This window comes from Rhodospirillum sp. A1_3_36 (assembly GCF_047263945.1).
Lineage (GTDB): Bacteria > Pseudomonadota > Alphaproteobacteria > Rhodospirillales > Rhodospirillaceae > Rhodospirillum.
In genome coordinates this window covers 1-25,353 of sequence record NZ_JBLAVB010000019.1, presented here as the reverse complement: position 1 = coordinate 25,353, position 25,353 = coordinate 1, and the positions used below count along the sequence as shown (strand labels likewise).

Annotated in this window: 24 protein-coding genes; 22 read left to right on the top strand and 2 right to left on the bottom strand. The window is 62.0% G+C overall.

Annotated elements, in window-relative coordinates:
• Positions 1–40 precede the first annotated feature (40 nt).
• Genes ACLIRY_RS22760 through ACLIRY_RS22705 form a run of 12 tightly spaced genes read left to right on the top strand, consistent with a single transcriptional unit; the run spans position 41 to position 10,104 of the window.
• Complete coding sequence (locus ACLIRY_RS22760; protein WP_413207722.1) at positions 41–439, top strand: CopG family transcriptional regulator; 399 nt, start codon at positions 41–43, stop codon at positions 437–439.
• The gene (trbB, locus tag ACLIRY_RS22755) at positions 436–1,398 is read left to right on the top strand and encodes a P-type conjugative transfer ATPase TrbB (protein ID WP_413207721.1); all 963 of its coding nucleotides are present in this window, start codon (positions 436–438) and stop codon (positions 1,396–1,398) included. Before ACLIRY_RS22760 ends, trbB begins: the two co-directional genes overlap by 4 nt.
• A gap of 15 nt (positions 1,399–1,413) precedes the next feature.
• Positions 1,414–1,722, top strand: a complete 309-nt coding sequence (locus ACLIRY_RS22750; RefSeq protein WP_413207720.1) for a TrbC/VirB2 family protein — start codon at positions 1,414–1,416, stop codon at positions 1,720–1,722.
• Positions 1,722–1,988 carry a VirB3 family type IV secretion system protein gene (locus tag ACLIRY_RS22745; protein WP_413207719.1) on the top strand — a complete coding sequence of 89 codons (267 nt, stop codon included), beginning with the start codon at positions 1,722–1,724 and terminating at the stop codon, positions 1,986–1,988. Before ACLIRY_RS22750 ends, ACLIRY_RS22745 begins: the two co-directional genes overlap by 1 nt.
• Positions 1,982–4,420, top strand: a complete 2,439-nt coding sequence (trbE, locus tag ACLIRY_RS22740) for a conjugal transfer protein TrbE (protein ID WP_413207718.1) — start codon at positions 1,982–1,984, stop codon at positions 4,418–4,420. The genes ACLIRY_RS22745 and trbE overlap by 7 nt, the downstream gene beginning before the upstream one ends.
• Complete coding sequence (gene trbJ, locus ACLIRY_RS22735) at positions 4,417–5,130, top strand: P-type conjugative transfer protein TrbJ (RefSeq protein WP_413207717.1); 714 nt, start codon at positions 4,417–4,419, stop codon at positions 5,128–5,130. The genes trbE and trbJ overlap by 4 nt, the downstream gene beginning before the upstream one ends.
• A gap of 13 nt (positions 5,131–5,143) precedes the next feature.
• Positions 5,144–6,484, top strand: a complete 1,341-nt coding sequence (gene trbL, locus ACLIRY_RS22730) for a P-type conjugative transfer protein TrbL (protein WP_413207716.1) — start codon at positions 5,144–5,146, stop codon at positions 6,482–6,484.
• A gap of 3 nt (positions 6,485–6,487) precedes the next feature.
• Entirely contained in the window at positions 6,488–7,219 is a 732-nt protein-coding gene (gene trbF / locus ACLIRY_RS22725; protein WP_413207715.1) for a conjugal transfer protein TrbF, read from the top strand.
• Positions 7,216–8,190, top strand: coding sequence for a P-type conjugative transfer protein TrbG (gene trbG, locus ACLIRY_RS22720; RefSeq protein ID WP_413207714.1), 975 nt, complete (start codon positions 7,216–7,218; stop codon positions 8,188–8,190). Before trbF ends, trbG begins: the two co-directional genes overlap by 4 nt.
• Positions 8,187–9,356 carry a TrbI/VirB10 family protein gene (locus tag ACLIRY_RS22715; protein WP_413207713.1) on the top strand — a complete coding sequence of 390 codons (1,170 nt, stop codon included), beginning with the start codon at positions 8,187–8,189 and terminating at the stop codon, positions 9,354–9,356. Before trbG ends, ACLIRY_RS22715 begins: the two co-directional genes overlap by 4 nt.
• Positions 9,357–9,367: 11 nt before the next feature.
• Positions 9,368–9,694 carry a DUF2274 domain-containing protein gene (locus tag ACLIRY_RS22710; protein WP_413207712.1) on the top strand — a complete coding sequence of 109 codons (327 nt, stop codon included), beginning with the start codon at positions 9,368–9,370 and terminating at the stop codon, positions 9,692–9,694.
• Entirely contained in the window at positions 9,691–10,104 is a 414-nt protein-coding gene (locus tag ACLIRY_RS22705; RefSeq protein WP_413207711.1) for a DUF736 domain-containing protein, read from the top strand. The genes ACLIRY_RS22710 and ACLIRY_RS22705 overlap by 4 nt, the downstream gene beginning before the upstream one ends.
• Here the strand turns inward: ACLIRY_RS22705 and ACLIRY_RS22700 are convergent.
• Positions 10,016–16,234, bottom strand: coding sequence for a CHAT domain-containing protein (locus tag ACLIRY_RS22700; RefSeq protein WP_413207710.1), 6,219 nt, complete (start codon positions 16,232–16,234; stop codon positions 10,016–10,018). The genes ACLIRY_RS22705 and ACLIRY_RS22700 overlap by 89 nt on opposite strands.
• Positions 16,235–16,738: 504 nt before the next feature.
• Between ACLIRY_RS22700 and ACLIRY_RS22695 the strand changes: the two genes are divergently transcribed.
• The 5 genes from ACLIRY_RS22695 to ACLIRY_RS22675 all read left to right on the top strand — a co-directional run bounded on the left by ACLIRY_RS22695 (position 16,739) and on the right by ACLIRY_RS22675 (position 20,639).
• Positions 16,739–17,032, top strand: a complete 294-nt coding sequence (locus ACLIRY_RS22695) for a hypothetical protein (protein ID WP_413207709.1) — start codon at positions 16,739–16,741, stop codon at positions 17,030–17,032.
• Positions 17,033–17,120: 88 nt separating this feature from the next.
• Entirely contained in the window at positions 17,121–17,951 is an 831-nt protein-coding gene (locus tag ACLIRY_RS22690) for a Mov34/MPN/PAD-1 family protein (protein WP_413207708.1), read from the top strand.
• A 13-nt stretch (positions 17,952–17,964) separates the two neighbouring features.
• Positions 17,965–19,053: a ThiF family adenylyltransferase gene (locus tag ACLIRY_RS22685; protein ID WP_413207707.1), complete on the top strand. Its 1,089-nt coding sequence runs from the start codon at positions 17,965–17,967 to the stop codon at positions 19,051–19,053.
• A 32-nt stretch (positions 19,054–19,085) separates the two neighbouring features.
• Complete coding sequence (locus ACLIRY_RS22680) at positions 19,086–19,277, top strand: hypothetical protein (protein WP_413207706.1); 192 nt, start codon at positions 19,086–19,088, stop codon at positions 19,275–19,277.
• Between the two features lie 513 nt (positions 19,278–19,790).
• On the top strand, positions 19,791–20,639 hold the full coding sequence (locus ACLIRY_RS22675; RefSeq protein ID WP_413207705.1) for a hypothetical protein: 849 nt from the start codon (positions 19,791–19,793) through the stop codon (positions 20,637–20,639).
• Between the two features lie 242 nt (positions 20,640–20,881).
• Here ACLIRY_RS22675 and ACLIRY_RS22670 read toward each other — a convergent pair whose 3' ends face one another.
• Positions 20,882–22,081, bottom strand: a complete 1,200-nt coding sequence (locus ACLIRY_RS22670; protein WP_413207704.1) for a tyrosine-type recombinase/integrase — start codon at positions 22,079–22,081, stop codon at positions 20,882–20,884.
• A 533-nt stretch (positions 22,082–22,614) separates the two neighbouring features.
• On the opposite strand from ACLIRY_RS22670, the gene ACLIRY_RS22665 reads away from it, so the two are divergent.
• The 5 genes from ACLIRY_RS22665 to ACLIRY_RS22645 form a co-directional block, all read left to right on the top strand.
• Positions 22,615–23,562: a helix-turn-helix domain-containing protein gene (locus ACLIRY_RS22665; protein ID WP_413207703.1), complete on the top strand. Its 948-nt coding sequence runs from the start codon at positions 22,615–22,617 to the stop codon at positions 23,560–23,562.
• Positions 23,559–23,798 carry a helix-turn-helix domain-containing protein gene (locus ACLIRY_RS22660; RefSeq protein WP_413207702.1) on the top strand — a complete coding sequence of 80 codons (240 nt, stop codon included), beginning with the start codon at positions 23,559–23,561 and terminating at the stop codon, positions 23,796–23,798. Before ACLIRY_RS22665 ends, ACLIRY_RS22660 begins: the two co-directional genes overlap by 4 nt.
• Complete coding sequence (locus ACLIRY_RS22655) at positions 23,795–24,214, top strand: thermonuclease family protein (RefSeq protein WP_413207701.1); 420 nt, start codon at positions 23,795–23,797, stop codon at positions 24,212–24,214. Before ACLIRY_RS22660 ends, ACLIRY_RS22655 begins: the two co-directional genes overlap by 4 nt.
• Before the next feature lie 32 nt (positions 24,215–24,246).
• Entirely contained in the window at positions 24,247–24,726 is a 480-nt protein-coding gene (locus ACLIRY_RS22650) for a hypothetical protein (protein ID WP_413207700.1), read from the top strand.
• A 59-nt stretch (positions 24,727–24,785) separates the two neighbouring features.
• Positions 24,786–25,353 (top strand): hypothetical protein (locus tag ACLIRY_RS22645; protein WP_413207699.1); only part of this gene is annotated, 568 nt, incomplete at its 3' end.

Here is a 25,353-nt window from a genome sequence, read left to right as displayed (position 1 = left end):
CGATCCTGTCCCGAGCCTTCTTTCGCCGGGGTGAGGATCCATGAAACCGCGCCACAACATCTATCTCGACGACGAGATCAGCGCCCAGTTGGAGGCCCTCGCGGCCAAGCCAGGGGTCTCCAAGTCCGCGATCATCGCCGATGCCCTGCGCCAGTACATCCGCCATCGCGGCGCCTCCGGGATCGACGAGGCCTTCCGCATCCGCTTCGACCGGGTGACCCGGGATCTGGGGCTCGTCCGGCGAGATCTGGACGTGCTGACCGAAAGCCTCGCCTTCTTCGTCAAGCTCTACCTCACCTTCAACGCCCATGCCCCCGTGCCCGACCGGGCCGCCCAGGCGGTGGCGCGTGATCGCTTCCAGCAATTCATCGAGCAGGTCGGCCGCCAGATCGCGGGCGGGAAGCGGTCGCTCGACCAGTCCCAGGGAGAGGACCGATGACCGATACCTCCGAAGAGCGCCGCCGGGCCATGTTGCGCACCGCCATGGGGCCGGTGATCGCCCAGGCCCTGGCCGATCCCGCCGTCATCGAGGTGATGGTCAATCCGGACGGCTCCCTGTGGATCGACCGCCTGGGCGAGGGGAGGGGGAGCGCCGACGTGCGCATCCACCCTTCCGAGACCGAACGGATCATCCGCCTCGTCGCCTCCCACGTCCGGGCGGAAGTCCACGCCGACAATCCCATCGTCGGCGCCGAACTCCCCTCCGGAGAGCGCTTCGAGGGGCTGTTGCCGCCCGTGGCGACAGGTCCCTGTTTCGCCATCCGCAAACCGGCGTCGCGCATCCACCTGCTGGCCGACTACCTGCGAGATGGCCTGATCCTCAAGGTCCAGGTGGATGTTCTCGCCCAGGCCGTGCGCGACCGGAAGAACATCCTGATCGTCGGCGGCACCTCCTCGGGCAAGACGACACTGGCCAATGCCCTTCTCGCTGTCGTCGCCGCCCGGAACGAACGGGTGATCCTCATTGAAGACACCCGCGAACTCCAATGCGCCGCCAAGGACTGCGTCGCCCTGCGCACCCGGCCCGGGGTGGTGTCCCTGGCCGATCTGGTGCGCTCCACCCTGCGGCTCCGGCCCGACCGGATCATCGTCGGCGAGGTCCGGGGCGCCGAGGCTCTGGAGATGCTCAAGGCCTGGAACACTGGGCACCCCGGCGGCATCGCCACCCTGCACGCCAATTCGGCCCGTTCGGCCCTCTACCGCCTGGAGCAACTGGTCCAGGAGAGCGTCACCGTTGTGCCCCGCCGTCTCATCGCCGAAGCCATCGATCTGGTGGTCTTCCTATCCGGGCGCGGCTCCGCGCGGCGGGTGGAGACCATCGCCGAGGTTTCCGGCCTGGACGGTGACGGGGATTACCGGATGACCGACCTGTCCCCGGCACCACCGTCCCAGCGTTGAAAAGGAGTTTTCGTCATGCGCAAAGCCCTGGTTCTCGCGTCGTCGGTTGTTCTCTCCGCGATCCTCGCCGCCCCAGCCCATGCCGCGGGGTCGGGCATGCCCTGGGAGGCGCCGCTCCAGCGGATCCTGGAATCGGTGCAGGGTCCGGTGGCGAAGATCATCGCGGTGATCATCATCATCGTCACCGGTCTGGCCCTGGCTTTCGGGGAAAGCTCCGGCGGGTTCCGTCGGTTGATCCAGATCGTCTTCGGCCTCTCCATCGCCTTCGCCGCGTCCAGCTTCTTCCTGTCCTTCTTCTCCTTCGGCGGCGGAGCGCTGGTGTGATGGCCGGGGGACACATCGACGGCTTCGAGATCCCCGTCCACCGCTCCTTGGCCGAGCCGATCCTGCTGGGCGGAGCGCCCCGTTCGGTGGCCATCCTCAACGGCACGCTGTCGGCCGCCATCGGCCTGGGGCTCCAGCAATGGATCGCCGGGCTGGGCCTGTTCGTCGCCGGGCATACCCTGGCCGTCCTGGCCGCCAAGCGGGATCCCGACTTCCTGCCCGTCCTGGTCCGCCACCTCCGGCAGAAGGGATGGTGGCGATGCTGAGCCTCTCCGAATATCGCGGGCGGGCCGACCGCCTCGCCGACCTGCTGCCCTGGGCCGCCCTGGTGGCGCCCGGGGTGGTCCTCAACAAGGATGGCAGTTTCCAGCGGACCTTCGCCTTTCGCGGCCCCGACCTGGACAGCGCAACGGAAGCCGAACTGGTCGCCCTCTGCGCCCGGGCGAACAATGCCCTGAAGCGTCTGGGCTCCGGCCGGGTGCTGTTCTTCGACGCCGAGCGCCGGGAGGCCCAGGATTATCCCACATCCACCTGTCCCGATGCCGCCTCCTGGCTGGTCGACGAGGAACGGCGCGCGGCCTTTGAAGACGGCAGGCAAGGGAGGCACTTCGAAAGCCGCACCCATCTGACACTGACCTACCTGCCGCCGCCGGACGCCCAGGCCCGCACCGAAACGGTCCTGCTCGAGCGCGACCGGAAGGGAGAGGGAAACGCCCGGGACTGGCGGCGGGAGCTGGAGCGGTTCCGGGAGGAAACGGACCGGGTCCTGGACCTGTTGTCCGACCTGCTGCCCGAGATCCATCCCCTGGACGATGGCGCCACCCTGACCTTCCTGCATGGAACGGTGTCCACCAAACGGCACCCGGTAAAGTCGCCGGACATCCCCATGTGCCTGGACGGCGTTCTGGTGGACACGCCCCTGACCGGCGGTCTCGAGCCCATGCTGGGGGAGACGCATCTGCGCACCATCACGGTGCTCGGCTTTCCCAATACCACCCGGCCCGGGCTGCTGGACGCCCTCAACCATCAGGATTTTGCCTACCGCTGGGTGACCCGCTTCCTGCCCCTGGACAAGACGGCGGCCACCCGGGCGCTGACCCGCCTACGCCGCCAATGGTTCGCCAAGCGCAAATCCATCGCCGTGTTGCTCCGCGAGGTTCTGACCAACGAACCCGCGCCCCTGGTGGACAGCGACGCCGACAACAAGGCCCTGGACGCCGACGCGGCTCTCCAGGCCCTGGGCGGCGATCATGTGGGTTTTGGCCATCTGACCACCACCATCACCCTGTTCGACGCGGATCGCCAGACCGTCGAAGATCAGGCCCGCACCGTGGAGCGGATCCTGGGTGGCCTGGGGTTCACCTGTATCCGCGAGAGCGTCAACGCCGTTGAGGCCTGGTTGGGCAGCCTGCCCGGACATGTCTACGCCAATGTGCGCCAACCCCTGGTCCATACCCTGAACCTCGCGCATTTGATGCCGCTGTCCTCGGTTTGGGCCGGACCCAGTTGGAACCGGCATCTGGACGGTCCCCCGCTTCTCCATGCCGACACCTCCGGCTCCACGCCCTTCCGCCTCTCCACCCATGTGGGCGATGTGGGGCACATGCTGATCGTCGGTCCCACGGGAGCCGGGAAGTCCGTGCTGCTCGCCCTAATGGCCCTGCAGTTCCGGCGCTACGCCGGATCCCAGGTGATCCTCTTCGACAAGGGCCAGTCGGCCCGGGCCGCCGTTCTCGCCATGGGCGGAGAGCACCATGTCCTGGGCGCCGAGGGCGGCTTGGCCTTCCAGCCCCTGCGGGATATCGACAAACCGGCCATCCGAAGCTGGGCGGCCGATTGGATCGGCGGCCTGCTCCTCCACGAAGGCGTCCCCGTCACTCCCGAGGTGAACGAGGCCCTCTGGTCCGCCCTGGGCAATTTGGCTTCGGCTCCACCCGAGGAACGGACGCTCACCGGTCTCTCCGTGCTGCTGCAATCCAACGCCCTGAAGGCGGCGCTCCAGCCCTACACCCTGGACGGCCCCTTCGGTCACTTGCTCGACGCCGCCGAGGACCGTCTGGCCCGGGCCGACGTCCAATGCTTCGAGACCGAGGAGGTGATGCACCAGCCCGCCGTGGTACCCCCGGTGCTCACCTATCTGTTCCATCGCCTGGAAGCCCGCTTCGACGGAAAGCCGACCCTGCTGATCCTGGACGAGGCCTGGGTCTATCTCGACAATCCGCTCTTCGCCGCGCGCATCCGGGAATGGCTCAAGGTGCTGCGCAAGAAGAACGTGGCGGTGGTCTTCGCCACCCAGTCCCTGGCCGATGTCGCCGACAGCGCCATCGCCCCGGCGATCATCGAAAGCTGCCCCCAGCGCATCTTTCTTCCGAACGACCGCGCCGTGGAACCCCAGTCCCGGACCGCCTATGCCCACTTCGGGCTTAACGACCGGCAAATCGACCTGATCGCCCAGGCCACCCCCAAGCGCCACTACTATCTGCAATCCCGCCGGGGCAACCGGCTGTTCGACCTGGGCCTCGGGCCGGCGGCCCTGGCCCTCTGCGGCGCGTCCGATCCCGCCTCCCAGGCTTTGATCGACAGGCTCCTCACGGAACAGGGGCCGGATGGCTTCACGAAAACCTTCCTGGAGGCCAAGGGCCTCGCTTGGGCCGCCGATCTCCTCGATTCCTTCCCCCAGACTGGAGAGAGCCCATGAGACTCCCGCTCCTCGCGGTCCTGGTGGCCGCGCCCCTGTTCCTGTCGGAACCCGCGCCGACCGAAGCGGCCTGGCCGGTCTTCGACGCCACCAACTACACCCAGAACCTGCTCCAGGCCGCCCGCGCCGTGGAGCAGATCACCAATCAGGTGAAGCAGATCCAGAACCAGGTGACCATGCTCCAGAACATGGCCCGCAATCTCCAGAGCCTGGATTTTTCCTCCCTGGGCCAGATCCAGGGCGCGTTGACCCGCATCGATGGCCTGATGACCCAGGCCCAGGGCCTGAGCTTCGACCTCGACCAGTTGGACAGCCAGTGGTCGGCCCAATACCCCGACGGCTACGGTACCGACGCCACCACCCTGGAGATGGCCGAGGCCGCGCGGGCGCGTTGGCAAAGCGCCATGGGCGCCTACCAGCGGACCATGCGGGTGCAGTCCCAGATCGTCGCCAATGTCCGGGCCGACGAGGGCCTGCTCGCCGATCTGGTCAACCACAGCCAGGGGGCCACGGGCGCGCTCCAGGCCCAGCAGGCCGCCAATCAGCTGATCGCCCTGTCGGCCAAACAGCAGATGCAGATCCAAAGTCTGCTTGCCGCCCAGGGCCGTGCCCAGGCGGAAGACACCGCCCGCAAGGCCCAGGCCGAGGAAGCGGCGCGCGAAACCACCCGCCGCTTCCTCGGCTCCGGCACCGCCTATTCCGGCCAATGAGGGGGCGCGGCACATGGGGGACCTGGGCATCATCGACGGCTTCATGGCCACCTTCAGCCGCTATATCGACAGCGGTTTTGGCTTCCTGTCCGGGGACGTGGCCTTCCTCACCACCATTCTGATCGGCATCGACATCACCCTGGCCGGTCTCTTCTGGGCGCTGGGGGGCGAGGACAACGTCCTGGGGAAACTGCTGCGCAAGGTGCTCTACGTTGGCGTCTTTGCCTACCTGCTGAACAATTTCCAGGATCTGGCGGAAACCCTCTACCAGTCCTTCACGGGTCTGGGGATCGAGGCCGTGCCCGGTCTGCTGGCCGCCGAGGACCTGCTTCACCCGGGTCGCATCGCCGCCATCGGTTTCGAGGCCGCCTGGCCCTTGCTGGAGCAGGTCAGCCGCCTGGTGGGCTTCCCGGAGATCTTCGGCAATGCCCTGACCATCTTCGTGCTGCTGCTCTCCTGGTTCCTGGTGCTGATCGCCTTTTTCATCCTCTCCATCCAGCTCTTCATCACCGTCCTGGAGTTCAAGCTGACGACGCTCGCGGGTTTCGTCCTGGTGCCCTTCGCCCTGTGGAACAAGACCGCGTTTCTGGCCGAGCGGGTGCTGGGCAATGTCGTGGCCTCCGGCATCAAGGTGATGGTGCTGGCCGTGATCATCGGCATCGGCTCCACGCTGTTCGCCACCTTCACGGAAGGGCTGCAAGGGCAGGAGCCGGATCTGGCGGCGGCCATGTCCCAGGTGCTCGGCGCCTTGTCGCTTCTTGGATTGGGAATTTTCGGACCGGGCATTGCATCGGGACTGGTTTCCGGCGCGCCCCAACTGGGCGCGGGCGCTGCCTTAGGCGCCACCGGTGCCGCCGCGGGGGCCGTGATCCTGGGAGGAGGCGCCGCCGTGGCCGGAGCCCGTCTCGCCGCTGGCGGCGGCATGGCCGCGATCCGCGCCGGGACGGCCATGGGATCGGCGGCCTCTTCCACCTATGGCCTGGGACGGGCGACCTCCGGCTCCGGCTTGGCCGGTGTCGCCGGAGGATTGGGCGGCATGGCCCGAGGCGCGGGTGGTGCCGCCGCCCGAGGCGCCCGCGCCGCCGCCGAACGGGCGTCCTCTTCTCTCAAGCAACAAGTCGACCGGGGTCGCAAGACCGCCTGGACCGCCACCGGCGGCAAACCGACAGCCGCTATGGCGGAAGAGGCGTCCTCCGGATCGACCGCCAGTCCCAATGGCCCTCCCGATTGGGCGCGCCGTCTGCGCACGGAACAGCGGACCCGAGCCCATGGCCATGCGGTGGCCCAGGCGGTCAAGGACGGCGACCGCTCCGGCGGTGGCGCCAGCCCCTCCCTCCAGGACAAGGACGATTGAGCCATGCTGTTCAAACGACCCATCCAGCGCTACGGCACCACGCCGGAGCCCGTCACCCGCTATCAGAAAGCCGCTCAACTCTGGGACGAGCGCATCGGCACGGCCCGGGTCCAGGCCCGCAACTGGCGCCTCATGGCCTTCGGTTGTCTGGCCCTGTCGGTGGGGCTCTCCGGCGGGCTGCTCTGGCAGTCCCTGCAAAGTCGCGTCACGCCCTATGTGGTGGAAGTGGACCGCTTCGGCGAGGCCCGGGCCATCGCCCCGGCCGTCCAGGACTACCAGCCCGTCTACGCCCAGATCGCTTGGCACCTGGCCCGCTTCATCACCAAGGTGCGCTCCATCTCCACCGACCCCGTGCTGGTGCGCCGCGACTGGCTGTCCGCCTACGACTTCGTCACGGGGCGGGCGGCCCTGTTTCTCAACGACTACGCCAAGGCCAACGACCCCTTCGGCCAGATCGGCACCCGCAGTGTCTCCGTCCAGGTGACCAGCGTGGTGCGGGCCTCCGACCAGTCCTTCCAGGTGGCCTGGACCGAACGGGTGTTCGAGCGGGGAAGCCTGACGGGCACGGAGCGCTGGACCGCCATCCTCTCCATCACCCTGCGGACACCGCGCTCGGTGGAGCAGTTGCGGGCCAATCCCCTGGGCCTCTTCGTCACCGCCATCGACTGGTCGCGGGACCTCGATACGACCGCGCCCGGTCCGGCTCCCGACCCCACAAAGGAGAGCACGCCATGAAAGCCCCCCTGATCCTCTCCGCGTCGGCCCTGGTCCTGGCCGCCTGCGCCACCCGGACACCACCGCCGGTGATTTCCTATGACAGCGAAGAGTTTCGCCCGGCCCAGGTGGAAGTGGAACCACCGCGCCCCGTGACCGTGGTCGAGGTGCCCAAGGTTCTGCCCCTGCCGGGACAGCTCCAGCCGCTACCGGGGAAGAGCGCCGAGGACACCCGCCCGCCGGAAGAACGGGTGGACGACGCCAACAAGGCCGCCACCCGGGAACCGACCAAACACGGCTACATCAACGCCATGCAGGTCTATCCCTATGCCGAGGGCGCGCTTTATCAGCTCTACGCCGCGCCGGAGCGGGTAACGGACATCGCCCTCCAGCCCGGGGAAACCCTGACCGCCGTCTCCGCCGGCGACACGGTACGCTGGGTGATCGGCGACACCGTCAGTGGATCGGGGAGTTCCGAGCGCACCCATGTACTCGTAAAACCCTTCGCCCCGGATCTGACCACCAATCTGGTGATCACCACCGACCGGCGGGCCTATCATCTGCAACTGCGCAGCACCGAGACCACCGCCATGGCTGCCCTGTCCTGGACCTATCCCCGGGACCAACTCCTGGCCCTGAACCGCCGCAATGCCGCCGCCGAGGCCGCCGCGCCGATTGCTCCCAACGTGGCCGTGGACAGCCTCCACTTCCGCTACGCGATTTCCGGCGACAGCCCACCCTGGAAGCCGACCCGGGTCTTCGACGACGGCCACAAGGTCTACATCGCCTTCCCCCGCCGTATCGATCAGGGCGAGGCGCCGCCCCTCTTCGTGGTGGGCACGGACGGGGAGGCGGCTCTGGTGAACTACCGCATGCGGGGGTCGTACTACATCGTCGACCGCCTCTTCGCCGCGGCCGAATTGCGTCTGGGCACCGACCCCCAGCAGGTGGTGCGGATCACCCGCATCGATGGCCGGGAGGCGGGCCGATGACCAAGCTCGACCTGTGCGGTGGCCCCAAGCCCCGGGTGACGCGCTTCCGCAAGGGCGTGGTGATCGGCGGCACCGCCATCGCTGCGGCGGGGGTGCTGGGGCTGGCGCTCTTGGCCCTGCAGGCGCCGTCCTTTCGACAGGGACAATCCTCCGTGGACCTCCTCCAGACGGGCAGGGCGCCAACGCCGGATGGTCTCGCCGCCTTGCCGGGGGATTACTCGGAGATAAAGCCGGAGGCGCCCGACCTGGGGCCGCCTTTACCCGGCGATCTGGGTCGTCCGATCTTGGCTCAGCAAAAGGCCCAGGGGTTGATACCCCGGGGTGAAGGCCCCTCGGAAGCGGAACAGCGCCTGGCGCGCCAGGCCATCCAGGCCCGGGAAGCGGGCGTCTTCTTCCGCATCGAGCAGAGGGCGCCTCAGTCAGCGAAGGCCATGCTAGGGCAGGGTGGTTCACCGGACCTATCGGCCTTCCCCGTGTCGGAGAGCACCCAACTGACCCTCGATCCCGAGCGCGACCAGAACAACCAGCAGCGCAAGCTCGACTTCCTGAGCCAGCGGGACGGGGGCGGCATCTATAATCCCCATCCCCTCCAGACCCCGGCGTCCCCCTATCAGGTGATGGCGGGCAGCGTCATCGCCGCCAGCCTGATCACCGGCATCAATTCCGACCTGCCGGGTCTTGTCGTCGCCCAGGTGACCGAGAACGTCCACGACACGGTGACCGGCCGGTTCCTGTTGATCCCCCAGGGATCCCGGCTGATCGGCACCTATGACAGCGTCGTGGCCTTCGGCCAGTCCCGGGCGCTGCTGGCCTGGCGGCGGATCGTCATGCCCGACGGCTCTTCCATCGAGGTCGACAACCTCCCCGCCACCGACGCGGCGGGCTACGCCGGGCTGGAGGACGAGGTCGATTACCACACCTGGCGGCTGGTGAAGGGCATCGCCCTGGCCACCCTGCTGGGCGTGGGCTCCGAACTGACCTTTGGCGAGGGTGAAAGTGACCTTCTCCGCGCCGTCAGGGAATCCAGCCAGTCCAACGTGAACCGCGCCGGGCAGCGGATCACCGAGAAGAATCTGAACATCCAACCCACCATCACCATCCGCCCCGGCTGGCCGCTGCGCGTCATTGTCCAGCGGGATTTGGTGCTGCGCCCCTACCAGGGATGAGGAGACCGACCATGGCCAACCTGAAACTGGGAAAACTCCCCGACCGCACGCCGATGAAGATCACCATCTCCGTCAACGCCGACCTGGGACTGGCCCTGCGGGACTATGCCGCCCTGTACAAGGCCACCTATGGGGAAGCGGAACCCGTCGCCGACCTGATCCCGTTCATGCTGGAGGCCTTTCTGGACAGCGATCGCGCCTTCGCCAAGGCTCGCAAGGAGGATCTGCCCGGCTTCGATGAGGGGGAGCAACCCAGGCGAAGGGGACGAAAACCACGGATGGATGAAACCCAACCGTCCGTTGGTCCGCCCCCTTTCGAAGGGGATGATCGGACATGAGCATCATCGGTCAATTTACAGCGACCAGGGATGGTGGTTGGACGGGTGTTATCCGAACCCTGTCCCTGAATGCCAAGGTTTCTCTGCTTCCCAATGATGCTCGTGACCACCAAAACGCACCCGCGTTCCGCGTCTTGATGGGAAACATTCAGGTCGGGGACGCTTGGGAGGCCCGGACACGTGACGCCGAGCCTCGGGACTACTTGCGGGTGCGCCTCGACGATCCGGGGTTTCACGAACCCATCACAGCCGCCTTGTTCCCTTCGAGGGATGGGGGGAGGGCGCGATTAACCCTACTTCAGACGCCCGTGCAACCGCACTCTACGCGCCCGTACAAACGAAGGCCGCCCAAAAGAACGGGTGATCCGTTGGAACATCGTCAAATGGGCCTGGGCCGGAGTGTTCCCTAGGGGCCACCGGCACCGGAAAGGGTCCGTCCATATCGCGAATATCCCCGGCGCGAGCCATCGTCCTCGATACGAAATTAGGGCCATCACGCTCACCCGAGTCTCGCCAAGATGCGCTCCGAAGCCACAACTGGGCCTCCCTTAGCGCTCGGGCTGGACTATCCGATGATGGCCAGTTCTGGTGGAACCGGCTAACAATTTCCGAGGTGGCCCGATTACTCACGGTCCACAGGGGGGCGACAACGGCGGCGACACCGCTATGAACGAGGGCCGCAGGTAAACCAATTGCTTCGTGTGGGATGTCCCTTTTCGATTCCAAACCGCTCTCGCAGGCAGAGAGCACGCAAGCGCGCAGCGCAATGGGGTGAAGCAGGATTTCCTTGACTGTCAGCCAATCTTCCGCGCCACCATTTAATCCGACAAGAAGGCCTGCTTTGTTCAACGGGTCGTCCAAATCACTTTTCCCATGGCCGGAAAACTGCAAGACCGACGCCGATCCACCATCGAGGAGCGAGAGAAAATCCGCTTTGCTGTCCGGGTGACGGGGATCCGGCGCAGCCACTTCGTGGTGCGGAGGGGGATAACATTGAAGTGCGGCTTTCATTTCGCGGTCGAACCCCGCGTAACCCGTGGACAGCCAACGAAATCCTATCAAACGCTCGGAAGATCGCGTCGACGCCCGCGCTCGTCGGGCGGTCTCTAGGGCAAAGGCGCTCGCCGCCGTGCCGAAGCATACGGATTCAATGGCATAGGACCGTCGCGGGCTCGCCAGGGGAGGAGGGTGCTTCCCGTGGCGGAGAAAGAAGACGAAGCGCGCGAATCTTGATGAGGTATGGGCCGCAGCCAAGGGTAAGACGCGCAATTGGCCTCCGCCCACTATGGTCGCCTGCCGCGCGTCCAGACTTTTCAACTCCCGAACCAACCGTCCTATGGCGGTGTCCCACAGCCACGCCAGGCACTGGTCCATTTCCCGCAGCCAACGCACGAGCGTTCGTCGCGTCTCGTGCTCGGCGGACGGGGCAGGGTCTGTTTCAGCGGCGGCCAAGGCCGCGCGATACCGGCGGTAATGGAAGAGGTAGGTGTTGATTTTCGCTGACACGGCCGACGTCGTGAGAGACGGGAGGGCAATGGTCTTCAGTGATTTTCCGACGATGAAGACGACTCCACCTTTTGACGAATACAGAATATAGACCAGGGGGCCTTCCATGGCAGCGGACCTGATCTCCCCGTATCCCGGCGGGGCGAGGAATCCATGCAAGCCCGGGCATTGACGCAACTCTTCCACCGACCGCGCCAACTGGTCGCGGACGTCGCGCATAGCGCCCAGGGATGTCCGATTGGCCTCGCCATCGCCAACGCGATTGCCCAACCGCTCTTCCCAACAGCGCGCCCATTCCAGCCGGGCCGTCTCGAACGTCGCGAGCGCGTCCTCCAGCCGAGGCCCATCTTCTTCCCGCCGCCGCTCCGCGACGGCGCGCCTAAGGTGGTCAAGTTCCAGATCCCGAAGAGCCAATTCATCGCGCATCAATGTCGCGAGGCCCCGCTCATGCGCAGCCACCGCCTCTTCCGGTCGACCGAGTCGATACAGGGCATAAGCGGCGTTCGAGAAATTTTCCTGTGTCGTTGACAGCCACGTCTCCCGCTGACCCCAGGATGGCAGGAGGTTTCGCAATCGGTCGCCAATCTCGCCCACGACATTGGCCAGGGCGACGACGTCTTCCCAGCGGTCTCGCTGAAACAGTCCGCGGATGGCCGCGCCGGATTCTAGCATGGCCTCCCGCAGGTAACTTTCCTCTCCCCGGTCGATCATGTCCCGGCAGAGGGTAATGACGCCCGCGACCACATCCGGGGTGGGGTCGACCTGAACCATGCGGAAGAGCAACCGCGCCAATTCGGAGGTATAGGTCTGGCGAATGACACTGTCTTCGGCCGTCAGAGATAACGCTCGCTTGAGGTAGTCGACCGCGAGAGAGAGATGAAGCGCGGGAGATCGACCGCTCTCATAGGCATCCAGCCATTCCCTCGCTTGCTCCCTCGCCTCCTCGGGGTCGATCATCGCCATCCATGGAAGGAACACCGGCTCGGCGACCGCCTTGGCGAGTGCTTGCCGTTCCTCCGGATCATTCAAGCGGTCGAAGAGGTCGAGCGCCATTGTCGCCATTTGGTGGCGGCTGTTGTGCAGGTTTCCCCGAGGGAAGCGGCTCAGAAGCATGAGCGCCGGCACAAGGAGCGCTGTCCCACCGGACTTGTTGCCCAACCGATGAAGCGCATGGGCATACAGGTGGCAAAGAGATTCGGCGGCACGGAGGTGTTGGTGTTCCCTGGCCGCGTTATCCAACAGGGCAATCGCGTTCTCGTCGCCACCACCAAAGCCCGTCACTTGTCCGAAAAGGCGACCAAGCGCCTTAACATCATCGGGCTTCAACTCAACCGCTCGACGTAAATTTTCCAGTGCCCGGTCGTTCTCGCCCAGAACCTGTTGGTACATTCCGAGCATATATCGTGTCTCGAAATTCGAGCCGTCCAGATTTACCGCTTCTTGATAGATTTCAACCAATCGCTCGGCGGTGCGCCGCGCGCCCAGTCCATCCCGAACCGCGTTTTGACATTCATATACTTTCCTGAGAAGATCCGGCCTATTCTTATATTCATCAAAATAACCGCGCAGTTTATCATGCGCTTCGTTCTCTGGGAGATTCTTCGTATCCGTTATCAAAAAGGATGGATGTTGGGAATTAGGGGGGGCTATGGAAGCCTGATAAACAGCTGCTCGCTCATTATTACCTCTTGAGACATGATATTTTATAAGTCGGGACCCGATCAGCCGATTTCCCGGCCACTTGTCCCAAAGATCATTCAGGAGTTGGAGATACTCCCGGTCGCCTTCCGTATCGGCAAGGAGCTGGAGGAGCATGTTGTAAGACTCAGGTTGACCCGGATGGCAATCAATGTAGCGTCGCGCCTCCCGGTAGGCGGACTGGCTATCTTCCGCCTCGAGCCAAGCCTGAATAAGCGTTCGGATATACGGCCTCCGCCACTGACTCGAGACGGCCATGTCAGTGAGAATTTCCGCCCGTTTCCGTAACAGGCGGGCCGCTTCATCGGAGTTCCCGCGCTGACGCGAGACGCCCGCCTTGATCTGCATTACTTGCGGTTCGTCACCGAGCTCGCTTTCCAACCACTCAATAAGGCGGCTAACGTTTTCAGACTGGGGAATGAGCGAGACCAAGGTTGAAGATAAGGCGATAACCTCGTCCAGACCCTTCGCATCCGTTCCCCGTTCACAGGATAAAAGTCCCTCCAGGGCCTCATCCAATTCCACAGGATTTGGCCGCTCCAATAAAGCCAAAATGTACATGCAGTTCACCGATACATTTTGTCGATGAGAGTCCCGGAATGCCCTCAACTCATCAAAGGCTCGTTTAGATTCCCCCAGTTTATTCCACAACATAAAAACTTCACGTGCCCATTTCCTTTTATCATAATAATCACCTTTTAACAGTGACGTTACACATTCTGCCTCCATTCGGAAGCTATCGTTGGCCTCGTCATTCCTCCCGAGCTCCTTTAAGCAAATACCCCTATTTTTGTACAATTCTGCTCCATCTTTACGTAAATCCAACTGTTTATCAGTCAACAACAGAGCTCTTTCGAATTGATTCATTTCTTGGAAAAATTTCGCCGCCCTATGAAGCGCTGGAATCGACCAATTATTGTTGGTCTCAAGATGGTCTTTAAGCACATCCCAAATTTCATCGGCAACATCGACGTTCATTTCATTTGAATAAAAATCCATCGCGAATAAGCAAGCTTGAATGTTATCTTTGTGATATTTCAGCACATCCGCGACAATCCGCTTCGCGGCGGGCATTTCACCAGCTATCATCAATGCCCTTGTTAATTTTTTTGCCTTGCTTAGCCAGCCTTCCATGCCCGGATTCCAGGATGCCTGAATGATATCAGCCTCCTGCTTCGCATTTTCGCGCTCTCCTTTTGAGTCGCCAATTTTATTGCACATAGTGCTAGCGTAACTATAGACCTCGTCATCATTTGGAGCTACGGTGATAAGATAGGAAATTATTTCTCTCAATCGGTCAACGCGACAAGGAGACGTATCCAGTAAAAGCTTTAATATTTTCTTCGCTGACTGGTAGTCACTGGCCTTCAATGATGTCAGCTTGGATGAGAACTGGGACCAAGCTCTCTCAAACAGCTTCTCGTCCACAACAACCTGAAGGACCCGGAAAACGGGCAAGAGGGCATCCAGCGCCTCGGGATTCCTTTCCCACGCTTCCACCGCCACGGCCACCGCTTCCTTTTCTCTGTTCCTGGACAAAAGATCTGAAACAATCTCCACATCTTGCGAACTCGGTTGACCATTGTTGGATTTTACCATTTTCTTCAGGAGATCTATTTTCTTTTCGTAGAACTCCGTTTCGCCGTCGGATTCACCGAGCTGCTGGCACAGCGTGGCACCTTGCGCATAAAAATCGGGGGTAGGAACAATCAACGGCTCGATAATTCTCAAGTATTCGTAAGCCTCCCGATTGAGTCGCAGTTGCCTCATTTTTTGCATTAGGTCGGGAATTGACCCGGAAAACGGTATCGTCAAAGCGCTCAAACGAGGTTGGTAGCGTCGCCACGCGTCTTGCAAATCCGTCGCTTCGGGAATGGCGGCAAGGCATCGCAAGGCCCAAAGGTGCACGTTCGGCCTGTCCGGATGTTCGGCGACGAGCGCCAAGGCAAGTGCCAAGCCCTGTTCCCAATCCCCAGCCGAAAGCCATGACTGGATCGCGCGCTCCGCCCCCGTGGCCCAGGGTCGTGGCATCTCGATCGCCTTGGCGAAGGCGCGGGCGGCCCGCCGAAAGGCGTCCTTGCGCCGCGGGTTTCCATCGCCGTGAAGGTGAGCCAACTTATTGAAGGTCTCGGCCACGTCCGGCGCAACCTCGCCAACCTTCTCCAAAAAGGCGATGGCTTCGTCCTGCGAACAGGCCGTCGCGAGGGCATCGGCTATTAAGCGATAGTCGGGGCCGTGAGCTGTCACCGCTTGCTGGCTCATGGTTTCGAGCACCGAAGCAACGAGAGTGCGGAGCCCCTCCGCGTCCTTGGCGCCAGCCAAGGCGGCGGCATAACATAGCTGAGCCCCGGAATTCCCCGGGAAACGATCCAGAATGCGCCGCCCCGCGGCTACAGCCGCCTCCGGTTCGTCGGCGCGCAACCAACTGTTCACCATATTCATGACATCCGGCCTGAACAGGCTTGGGGCTTCAAACGTCTTTGCCGTGAGAAGCTCGGCGTGCCGTCGGCTGAAGGACCGCGCTCCCTCTTTGTCTCCAACGCGCTCCTTCTTCAAGGCGAGCTGTAAGTGGAGTCCGATGTCTTCGGGAAATGCGTCGATGAGGCCAAGAAGAATTTCCTCGCCTTCCTTCTCCAGCTTCCCATTCATCAGTTCAGTAGCAATTCTCGTCGCTGCGGCCAGGATTTCCGGTGTGGGATTCTGGAGCAAGGGCCGCAGGTTTTCGTAGGCCTCTCGCAAAGCCTTTTGACCTGCCCCTCGAGTGCGCAATGCCACAATCAAGGCCGCGTGAACAAAGACGTTACCAGGCCAACGGTCGACCCAGGAGCGCATGATTTCGAGGGTTTCCGCCCCATCGGTCGCCGAGAAGAGCGCGCTCTGGGCATTCTGCATCGTGGCCCACGACGCTGGTTGGGTCTTGGCGATCCGTGCCGATACGACCTCCAGATAAGGGCGGCGGGCCGCCTTGGCGTCGTCGACACGGCCACACTCCCACAGGAGATGCGCGAGGGCATCGGTTGCGTTTTTGTCCGATGGATCCAGGGAAATGGCCTGCCGATAGGACGCCTCGGCTCCGGCCGCGTCTCCCAGCTGTAGGCGGACCTCTCCGATCTTGCGGTGAACGTCGGCGTTCGGCCGAGGCCCCTCGGCGGCGCGGTCGAACTCGGCCAGCGCCTCCGGGTACATTCCGGCGACGAAAAACACCTGACCGAGCCGCAGGTGAATTGGGAAGGGGTCGGAGGCCCCCTCCGCAGCGGCCCGAAGGAGATTGATGGCCTCCTCCCGCCCGCCACGTGCCAACAGGTCCTCGGCTTGGTCCAACGCGGATTGTTTCATGTCGCCCTCCCCCCCCATGACCACACCCACGATTTAAACGCGAGAACAGGCCAGTAGAGCTTGAGGAGCCTTGGCAAGCAATCGTCGATTGCGCCCAGGTCTCGCATATTTTGGGGTCCCAGCGCTTTTTCCGTTCGACCGAGCCGCAGCGAGCCTTTGGTGTCTTTTTGCAATTACGGGGAATAACGACGGTTTGTCGGGGTTTAGCGGACTAGAGACCTTCTCGCAGCAAGGGCAAACTCCTTCTTGACAGCGCGATTGACGCGGTCAAGCGGAACCCAAAAGGAACGTAAAGGAGAGTCAAATGAACTCGAAGACAAACGGCCGAATTGAACCCGATTTCTATCTCGGAATCGAACCGGATCCCTATCATGCTGTGGAAAATGATCCGTATCACGGAGTTGAGAACGATCCTTACCATCGCTGATGGAGCCATGGGGTGCGGGAGGGTGGCGACCCTCCCGCGTTCCGCGAGGAAGACTTTCCAAGCCAAGGAGATTACCCATGTCGATCGAAAATTACAACGGCTACACCTTCCGATACGTTAAGGATCTCGGATCCCCCGGGAAGGTCAAAGTCTACATCGAAAGCCAGCCCTCCTACGGCGGTCGCGACACGTCCCTGGACGTCATTCACCGGTGGCCGGCCAAGGACGGAGCTCCGCCTTACATCTGCTTCAAGGAGGCCTTTAAGCCGTCCTCGTTCGCCGAGGCGCAGCGCCTAGCTCGAGGTTGGGCTGACAAGACCGACGTCTACATTCGGACCGGCGTCTCGATCAGCCAGCAGATCAGCCGCTAACCACATAGCCCCACATTCCGGCGCGTCCTTCGGCGAGAGGCCACCCCGCCTCTCGCAATGGGGAGACTTGTGCCCGAGGAGAGCAAACATGCACGACAAACAGTTGATTTCATCGGACGTGGACGACGCGAAGGCAGGTATCGGGACAGACGATGTCGCGGTCATCCCGCCGGAATCGACCGACCGTCCCCCCGTCATGTCCCCTGAAAAGGTCGCAGCAGCCTACGAGAACGCGGGCACGATCGTCATGCCCCGTCGCGATCCAGACATGCTCCAGGAGCGGTTCTGGCGGCCGGGAGACACCGAGACTAAGCCGAAACCCGCGCCGAAGCGGAAGGCGCGCTGGACACCACCACGGGATAATGGCCCCCCTGAGTCTCTCCATAAAATGGGTCGGCGGCAGGTCGATCCATGGGAAGAAAAGCGGGGGCGAGCGCCCAAAACGCCTCCGCCGCTCGAACAGATCGCCACGATGCGGATCTCTCGGTATGCCTATGACGCCATCCGAAACACCATCGGGCAGTATCCGGCGGAGAGGGGCGGCATGCTGCTGAGCAGTACGGGCGACTATACGATCACGGACTATGTCTTCGATGCCGGTGCGGCGACGACCGGGGTCGCTTACAATCCGAACACCGCCTTCCTCAACCGGGAGCTCTACGGTCGCGACGACCACTTTGTCGGAATCGTCCACTCGCACCCGCCGAGCTTCCGCCGACTGTCGGGCCAGGATCAGCGCGCGGCCTGGTCAAACCTGACGTCGCCCGGAAATCCCCATCTCCGTGCTTACTTGATGCCGCTGGTGATGACTGTTCCCGACACCGGTTGTTTCGAGCTGATCCCCTTCATTGTCGTGTGCCACTCGGGTGGCGATGGCGAGGTGGTGGTGAGCGCGGTTGACCTGACCGTTCTCGATTAGAAAGGAGAGTCCCATGACGATCGATACTTCCGTGATCGAAGAGCTGAACGATCGGTATGTTCGTGTCAGCGGTAATGTAGATTTCAACGAGATGACATCCACGACCCTGGTGGTCGTCGGGACCGGGGCGTCCGGTCAGATGATCGAAGGCTTTGTCCGCCTTGGGATCAAGCGCCTCTATTTGTTTGACCTCGACACCGTGGAGGCGAAGAACCTCGCGGCCCAGAACTTCACCTGCGACGACATCGGCCTGCCCAAGACCGAGGCGCTGAAGCGTCGCCTGGAGGCCTGTGAATTCGAACGCGACAATTCGGCCGTCCCCGCCCTCGAAGTGGTGACCGGCGGTGATTTCCTCGCCATCTCCGATGACGACATCGATGAGCTCATCAGGGGAGAAAAAGCGGCCGGGAACCGCGTCCTCTTCATCATGGCTAGCGACCACCACCCCGTTCAGGCGCGGGGAAGCCGGATCGCCCTGTGGTACGATGTCACCGTCTTTTGGGTGGGAATCTACCGGGGTGGCATGGCGGGGGAAATTATCTTTTTTGATCGGGAACATCCCCTCCCTTGCTATCGATGCATTACCAGAGAGCGCTATGAGTATTGGGATGCCAATCACTTGGTCGACCATCGAAGCGGAACCACCAAGACGGGCGCGGGAAGGTCGGCCGGGCTGCCGATGGCCGCGTCATTCATTGATGCCATCCTCGGTCACCTGGTGATCGGCGCGATCCATAAGGTAATCCCCGACAACCCGCACGGCGCCTTCTATCGCCGGTTGCTGGCGGAGAAGCGCAATTTCATCCAAACCCAACTCGATCCGACCTACCGGCTCGGCGACGAAGATCTCTTCGCCCAGATCGAGGGTAAGGACATCATCTCCTTCAACACCCTCTTTCAGACGGAGGCGCATAAGGCGGATTGCCCTGACTGCGCGACAGTGGAGCAAAACTGGGGAGGCCACTTCGGCATGGTCGCCGTCCTGCCGTGGAAGCGCACCGATTACACCAACACGATTCCTGTTTCCCCGCACCTTGACGGGCAGGCCCCGTTGGCTTCCGCACCCTTGGCGGTGCCTCCTTTCGTTTACAGGGGGGCATGATGCCGAATTGGCGATCAATCCTCGAGTTGGACATGCTGATAAAGCGCAAGCTCTACGGCATTTTCAATGGCGGCTCGGGCAAGGCCCTTATCTGGGACGCACGAAACCGCCGATATGTGGCTCATATCGAGCCTTCGATGAGCCTGGGTGACGACGGCTGTCCCAATCGACCCGACAACAGGGGCGAAGGCACGGTCCGGAAGTCACGCCGACGCGGTTCTTGACTGCGGTCGCAGCCGCGGGGGCATCGAGAATGATGATAGGGGGGGGGCGGAGGTGACGGCCTATGACCTTCGCCCCTTCCCAACCAAATCCGAAGATACCGTTCCCCGACCGACAATCGCGGGATCGACGACTTCGGAACTTCCAATGGCACGGTCTAATATGGGAGCGACCATCATGACCTACAGCAGCAGTATTCAAGTCATCTCATCCGACGGAACGCCTCGAAAAGGCGTTGACGTCACGCTCGGCTTTGGTGGCTTTCCTGGTCGAGTGTGACCAAGGAGGTCCGCACCGACGACAGCGGGATCGCCCAAGTCGATCACGCGGCTCGGGGATCGGCGACGATCATCGTGTCGGGACGTCGCCGCGGGCAGTTTCACGCACCGGGCCGCGCTCTGGTCCTGGCCTGATCCTCTAGACCCGCCATGCTCCTTCGATTACGGTAAGCAGAGGAGAGGCATGGCGGGCAACGGCGACCGTGTTCCAAGCCCCAGAACATCCGGAGGGATAGCATGGTGAGACCGAACAACCCCTCGATGCCTTTCGCGCGGAGCAAAATTTCCGCAGCCCTCGACAGTGACATTTATAGGGGGAAAAAAGCCAAGGGAGAATGGCGTCTAAAAGAATTCGCGGAAATTCTCTCCGACAATAATGAAGAAAAGTTCAAATACATATTTAGTTTAATTAAAAGTAATAAATTAAATACGAAGGTCTCTGTCCGTGTCGTTGAGTATTTAAAGAGGGAATATGGGTTCACAGAAGAAATTCGTGTTGAAAGTAACGAGGATCGCGCCATACAGATGGTCCTTGACCTGTGTCAGCCTAAGGCTGGAATCGAATATCTCAGAGCGAGGGCGAAATACAAGCGGTTCTATAGCCCCCTTGAGAACGGCGAGAAGGAAGTTGATATCGTTGGAAGTCCATCGACGGGGGACACGATCAACTTTGGTGCTGCCCTCCGACGCCAGCCGGACCAAGATCCCGGCCTTTACAAACTGAACCGCAGCAAGGAATACATGATCAAAATTGATGTATGGGATGACACTGGCTTTTTCTATCTCATCAGCCGCGAGCCGAATGGCGATTCGATATGGGTCTATCCTTCTTCTTGGGGACGGGAGAACCACCGAAAAGGGTCTCTGCTGATTCCGGACAACCCTCCACCCGCACCCATAAGCACCGCGCTTGGCGGTAGGGAAGTATACGGGATCGTGGCGGCGATGTGTCTCGATGTTCCCGACGCCTTTCTTGAGAATGAACCGACGTTGCTAACTCCCGAGGATCTGCAAAGCATCGTCGGTCAGTTGAAGCGGATGGGGGACTCGTGGTCGGCCCGAAGATACGACTACATCGCGGACTGACCCGGCTCCACATTGGAGTACACCTCATCTAAGCTTCCAATAGGGAGCGGAGAGGTGAACGATTGTCGCGAGCCCGGGAAAAGTTGGTGGATCTGGTCAAGGAATGGGATGTTTCCCTCCGCCATAGTTCTGTCCGGGTGGACAAAACCATCCAGATTCAGCAAGGCTGCTACCGGCACGCCAAACAGCACAAGCGTGCCCGGCGGGAGATGTGTCGGATCAAAACATTGTAGGGACAGTGGTCATCCCCGCCACTCCTTCGAGGGAGATGGGGCATTTCGCTTTTCCTCATTCATGGCGATACCGATGAAATCCGAAACCTTGCTGGCGGCGGCTCTCAAAGGATCCTTCGCCAAATGGGCATAGCGGGCGGTGGTTTGAACCTGCGTGTGTCCCAAAAGCTTGCCAATCATGGGCAACCCCTCTCCGAGCGCAAGGGCGCCACTGGCGTAGGAATGTCTCAGGTCGTGGATCCGAACATCGGTGAGCCCGGCATGCTCACGGATGCGTCGCCATGGATGTTGGAGGTCCGTCAGTCTGGCCCCGTCTTTCCGTCCTGTGATGACCCAGGGATTTCCCTCGATCTTCTCCAAGTCCTTGAACACATTCGCGACGGCTTCCCCAAAATGGACGACCTTCGCTCCGGTTTTTGAATCGGGTAGTCGGAGTTCGCGGGCATCGAGGTCCACATAGTCCCATTGTAGCGTTGTGATTTCACTCAGCCGACAGCCGGTGAGTATCAGCAGCCGGATGGCGGTCACGGAGGATTTCGTTTCCGACCCATTGGCTTCGACCTCCCGAAGGGCTTTTCCGAGAGAGGCGTACTCCTCGGGGGAAAGGAAACGCTCCCGTTTTTGCTCGGGATACTTTTTCACATGAAGGCATGGATTGCTGTGGTCGGGGCGCAGCCCCCAAACCTCGGCGAGGTTGAACATTTTGGATAGGACGCCCAGGGTCCTGTTGGCCTGATAAGGGATGTCCCGGAGATTGTGGTGAAACTCGGCGATATCTTGACGCTCGATGTCGCCGACCCTCCGGGTGCCGAGTTTGGGGTTGATGAACAGGTCCACTGCTCGCTTGTACTCGTATTGGGTGCTTGGTTTGCAGCGCACGGCGACATGATCCTGGAGGAAGCGTTCGCCCAGCCCCTTCATGGTTGGTGATTTGCGTGCCTGGTCCAGAACCTTCACGGGATCATTCCCGGCCTTGGCCTCCGAAATGATCTGGTGCGCCTTGATCCGGGCCTGCTCCGCCGTCACCGAACCATGGCGACCAATTGTCACCTTGCGTAGACGCCCCTTCACCCGGGTCGTGGCGATGTAGACCTTGCGACCGGTGGGCCAGACCCGCAGTCCAAAACCGTGGAGTTCGCTATCCCAGTGGGTTGTCTCTTTCTCGCTGGGAGTTATCTGATCCACAAATCGCTTTGTCAGCTTGGACATTGATTGGATCTCCTCGTTATGTGGAGCGGTCTTCAGGGCGGATTTCCGGTATTTCGGGGCGTCGCTTTTCCGTTGAACCTAGGTAGCATATAGGTAACAGTAGAGGGTAAATTCAAGGTAACATGGAGGATCTTTGAGGGGAGGAAAAATAATATAAATTATTGAAAATAAGTGAATAAAGGCTGTTTGGTTGGACGTTATCATAAATGGGCGTATCGCGATTATTGAGGCTCATAACCTGAAGGTCAGAGGTTCAAATCCTCTCCCCGCAACCACTTCCCCGCTTTCCTGTGAATTCGCAATATATACAGGAAAGTGGGATTCGCCTGCAAGTGGAAACTCAGGGACCGCGCCTCACAGAGAGGAGGCGGCATAACTTCCTAGCCCCAAAATAAACGAAACCCCGTAGCGGGAACTACGGGGTCTCACGCGTGAAACGCGCTCATCCAATTAGACGTTGGTGAGCCCATTTTACGCGACGGCACCCTATTGTCAAGTCAAAGGTGCCCGGCGCGGGAAGGCCGGAAAGATGTATGAACACAAAACCATGCCAATCGGGGCGCGCAAGGCGCTCCGATACGTTCCCCGATCTTGAGCGGCGGGCGAGGGGAGCTACCGCCCATGGGGTAACGACCGCATCCGTGACCGGCCTGGTCCTGAAGGGCGTGAAGGTTTTGCAACCCGCCCTCTCCCCGGCGGCTGTCCATTTGCTTGCCCTGCTCTGCGAGCATGTCTACGGGGATGACAGGTGGAAAAGGGGCAAGCTCCTGGTGAAGCCGGGGAATGCCCGCTTGGCCGTGATGCTCGGGGTCACCGAGCGGGCCGTCCGCCGCCTCCTTACTCTTCTCGAAGACAATCACTGGATCATCCGGCGCTACAACGCCGCCAACCGCCGCGCGCATCAGGCCGGGATCGACCTGGCGCCCGTCGCGGCGCGTCTGCACGACCTCCGTGAGGCGGTGACCTTCGCCGAAGAGGAACTCCGGGAGACCCGGCGCCGTGCCGAGGAGCTTGTGGTGGAGGGGACCGATGGGTGGACAGATGCGTCCTCCCAGGGGGACAGATCCTTCCGCCTGGAATCCCTTACAGGAAATCCTAAGTTTAAAAAAACTTCTGTACAGGGCGAGGGCCGTGATCGCGATCTTTTGCTCCTGATGGTGACCGCTTCGCCCCGCCTTCAGGAAAGTCTCCGGGGCGAGGATCTCAATGCCCTTCTGTACGGGGATCCTCCGCCCCAGGCGCTGAACCAAGTGGCCCGGGCCGTGTCCTATCTGGCCCAAGAAATGGGTTTGCCAAGGGGGATTTGGGGCGAGGGTCTCGCTCGCCATGGCTTTCCGGCCCTCGCCGCAGCGGTCGTGAGTGCTGAACGACAGGGGGTGACGCGCAGGGCGGGCTATCTCCGGTCCATGCTGGCGCGCGGAAACCTCGGGGAGACCGTGGGGCACAGCCTTCGGGTTCTGGCCGGGGGCAGGGGCGCATGACCTGGAGAATCGCCTATCTCACCACAATGGCCGCCCTCCTGCAGCGCCGGAAAGACCTCAAGATCACACAGGCGACCATGGCCGAGCGCCTCGGTGTTCACCTTCGCACCTTTCGGCGGTGGGAGAACGGCGAGGACGATCCCCAGGCCATGCTCCTGTTCAAATGGGCCGGTCTCCTGAATGTGCCTCTTGGGGCAAATTCGCCCCATTCCGAGGATGGGGGAGGGGGGAGATGATGGATCTTCTGGCCTGGGTCGTTGCCGGAGTGGCATCCCTTGGCGTGAGTGCCTCCGACCCGGCCTCTCCGGCGCCCGGGGATATCCTGGCCGGTCTCCCGGGCCGGGTTTCCGATGGAGACACCTTTCGCATTCAGGGTATCGCTACCCGGATCCGCATCTGGGGGGTCGATGCTCCGGAGCTTTCCACAAGGGAAGGCCCCGCCGCCCGGGAGGCGCTCCGCGCCCTCCTCGGGGATGGTCCTGTCGCCTGTCGGGTCATTGATACGGATCAGTATGGCCGGGCCGTGGCTCGGTGCTTCGCCGGGGACCGGGATTTGGCCGAGGACCTGGTCCGGCGCGGCTGTGCCCGGGATTGGCCGCGCTACAGCGGCGGCGCCTATGCCCGGGTGCCTCGGGCCAGGGTGTGCCGATGATCCACCAACAAACCAGGGAATGGAGAACGACGATGCAGAAGCCTGTCGGCTGTGTCGTGGTGGTCGCCGCCTGCCTTTTCCTGCCTGCGGCCTGTGATCTGAAGCCGTCGGGATACGAGGTGGTGGGGGCCGTCGGGACAACCGAAGGCGTAATCACCCAGGGAACGACCATGTTTGCGGTGATCGACGCCGTGGACGGAGATCAACTCACCCTGCACATGCTCCATTCGGCCATGAGCCGTGATGGGAAAGGAATCGTGTTCGTCGGTGACGAGATCCGGGCCTCCGTCCTGCCTCTCGAACCCGGAAACACCCGTCGGGCGGTCTGCGCAACCGAGATTATCGGCTTGGAGGGGAAGGCTGTGCCGGTCTCGGACCTTCCCGAGGGTGGTTGTATTGCGTCCCTGAACGACGTCCTGGGCCGTGTGGGCTTGCCGGTCGATGAGATCTCTGTCGATACGGTGACCTGGGTCAGCCTGACCGGCGACATCGTCATGGATGACCCGAAATGACGGGGCGCCAGGGGAAAAGACGGTCACCGCACCGTATTGGGACCGATTGGAGGAATGGGATGCTGAAACGAGTCATTGGAGCCGTAATCCTTGCAGGTTCTGCTGTGATCGGGATTTCTCCGGCTGGAGCCGACCCGATTACCGAGGACACGGCGATCTTCGCCTATATCGATAAGATCGAAGGGGACCGGATGATCCTGCGTCTGCCAGCCTCCGTGATGAGCCGGGACAGGGAGATGGAGACAATCCTGTTCGTGGGAGACAGGTTCCTGGCGGAACGGTTGGCTCCGACCTCTTCGGATGATCGGATGCGATGGTGCGTCACGGCTATTCTTCCCCAACAGGATCAGGGCGTGCCGCATATCGTGGGTATGACGGATCCTCCGTGTTACGCCATGCTCGGCGACCACCATGGCTTTCTGGAGTTGGATGCACCTGTCCTTGACCAAGTCGTTCGGGTTATGTTGGTTGGAGATCTGGTGTTTATCGAAGGTGATCCTGATGAAAAGGAAAGTCGGGGAAAGCTCCAAGTCCAGGACTCTTCTGGAGCGATCACGGAAGATGCGACGTTGTTTGCGGTGATTGATGCGGTGGATGGTGATTGGCTCACTTTGCACATGCTGCATT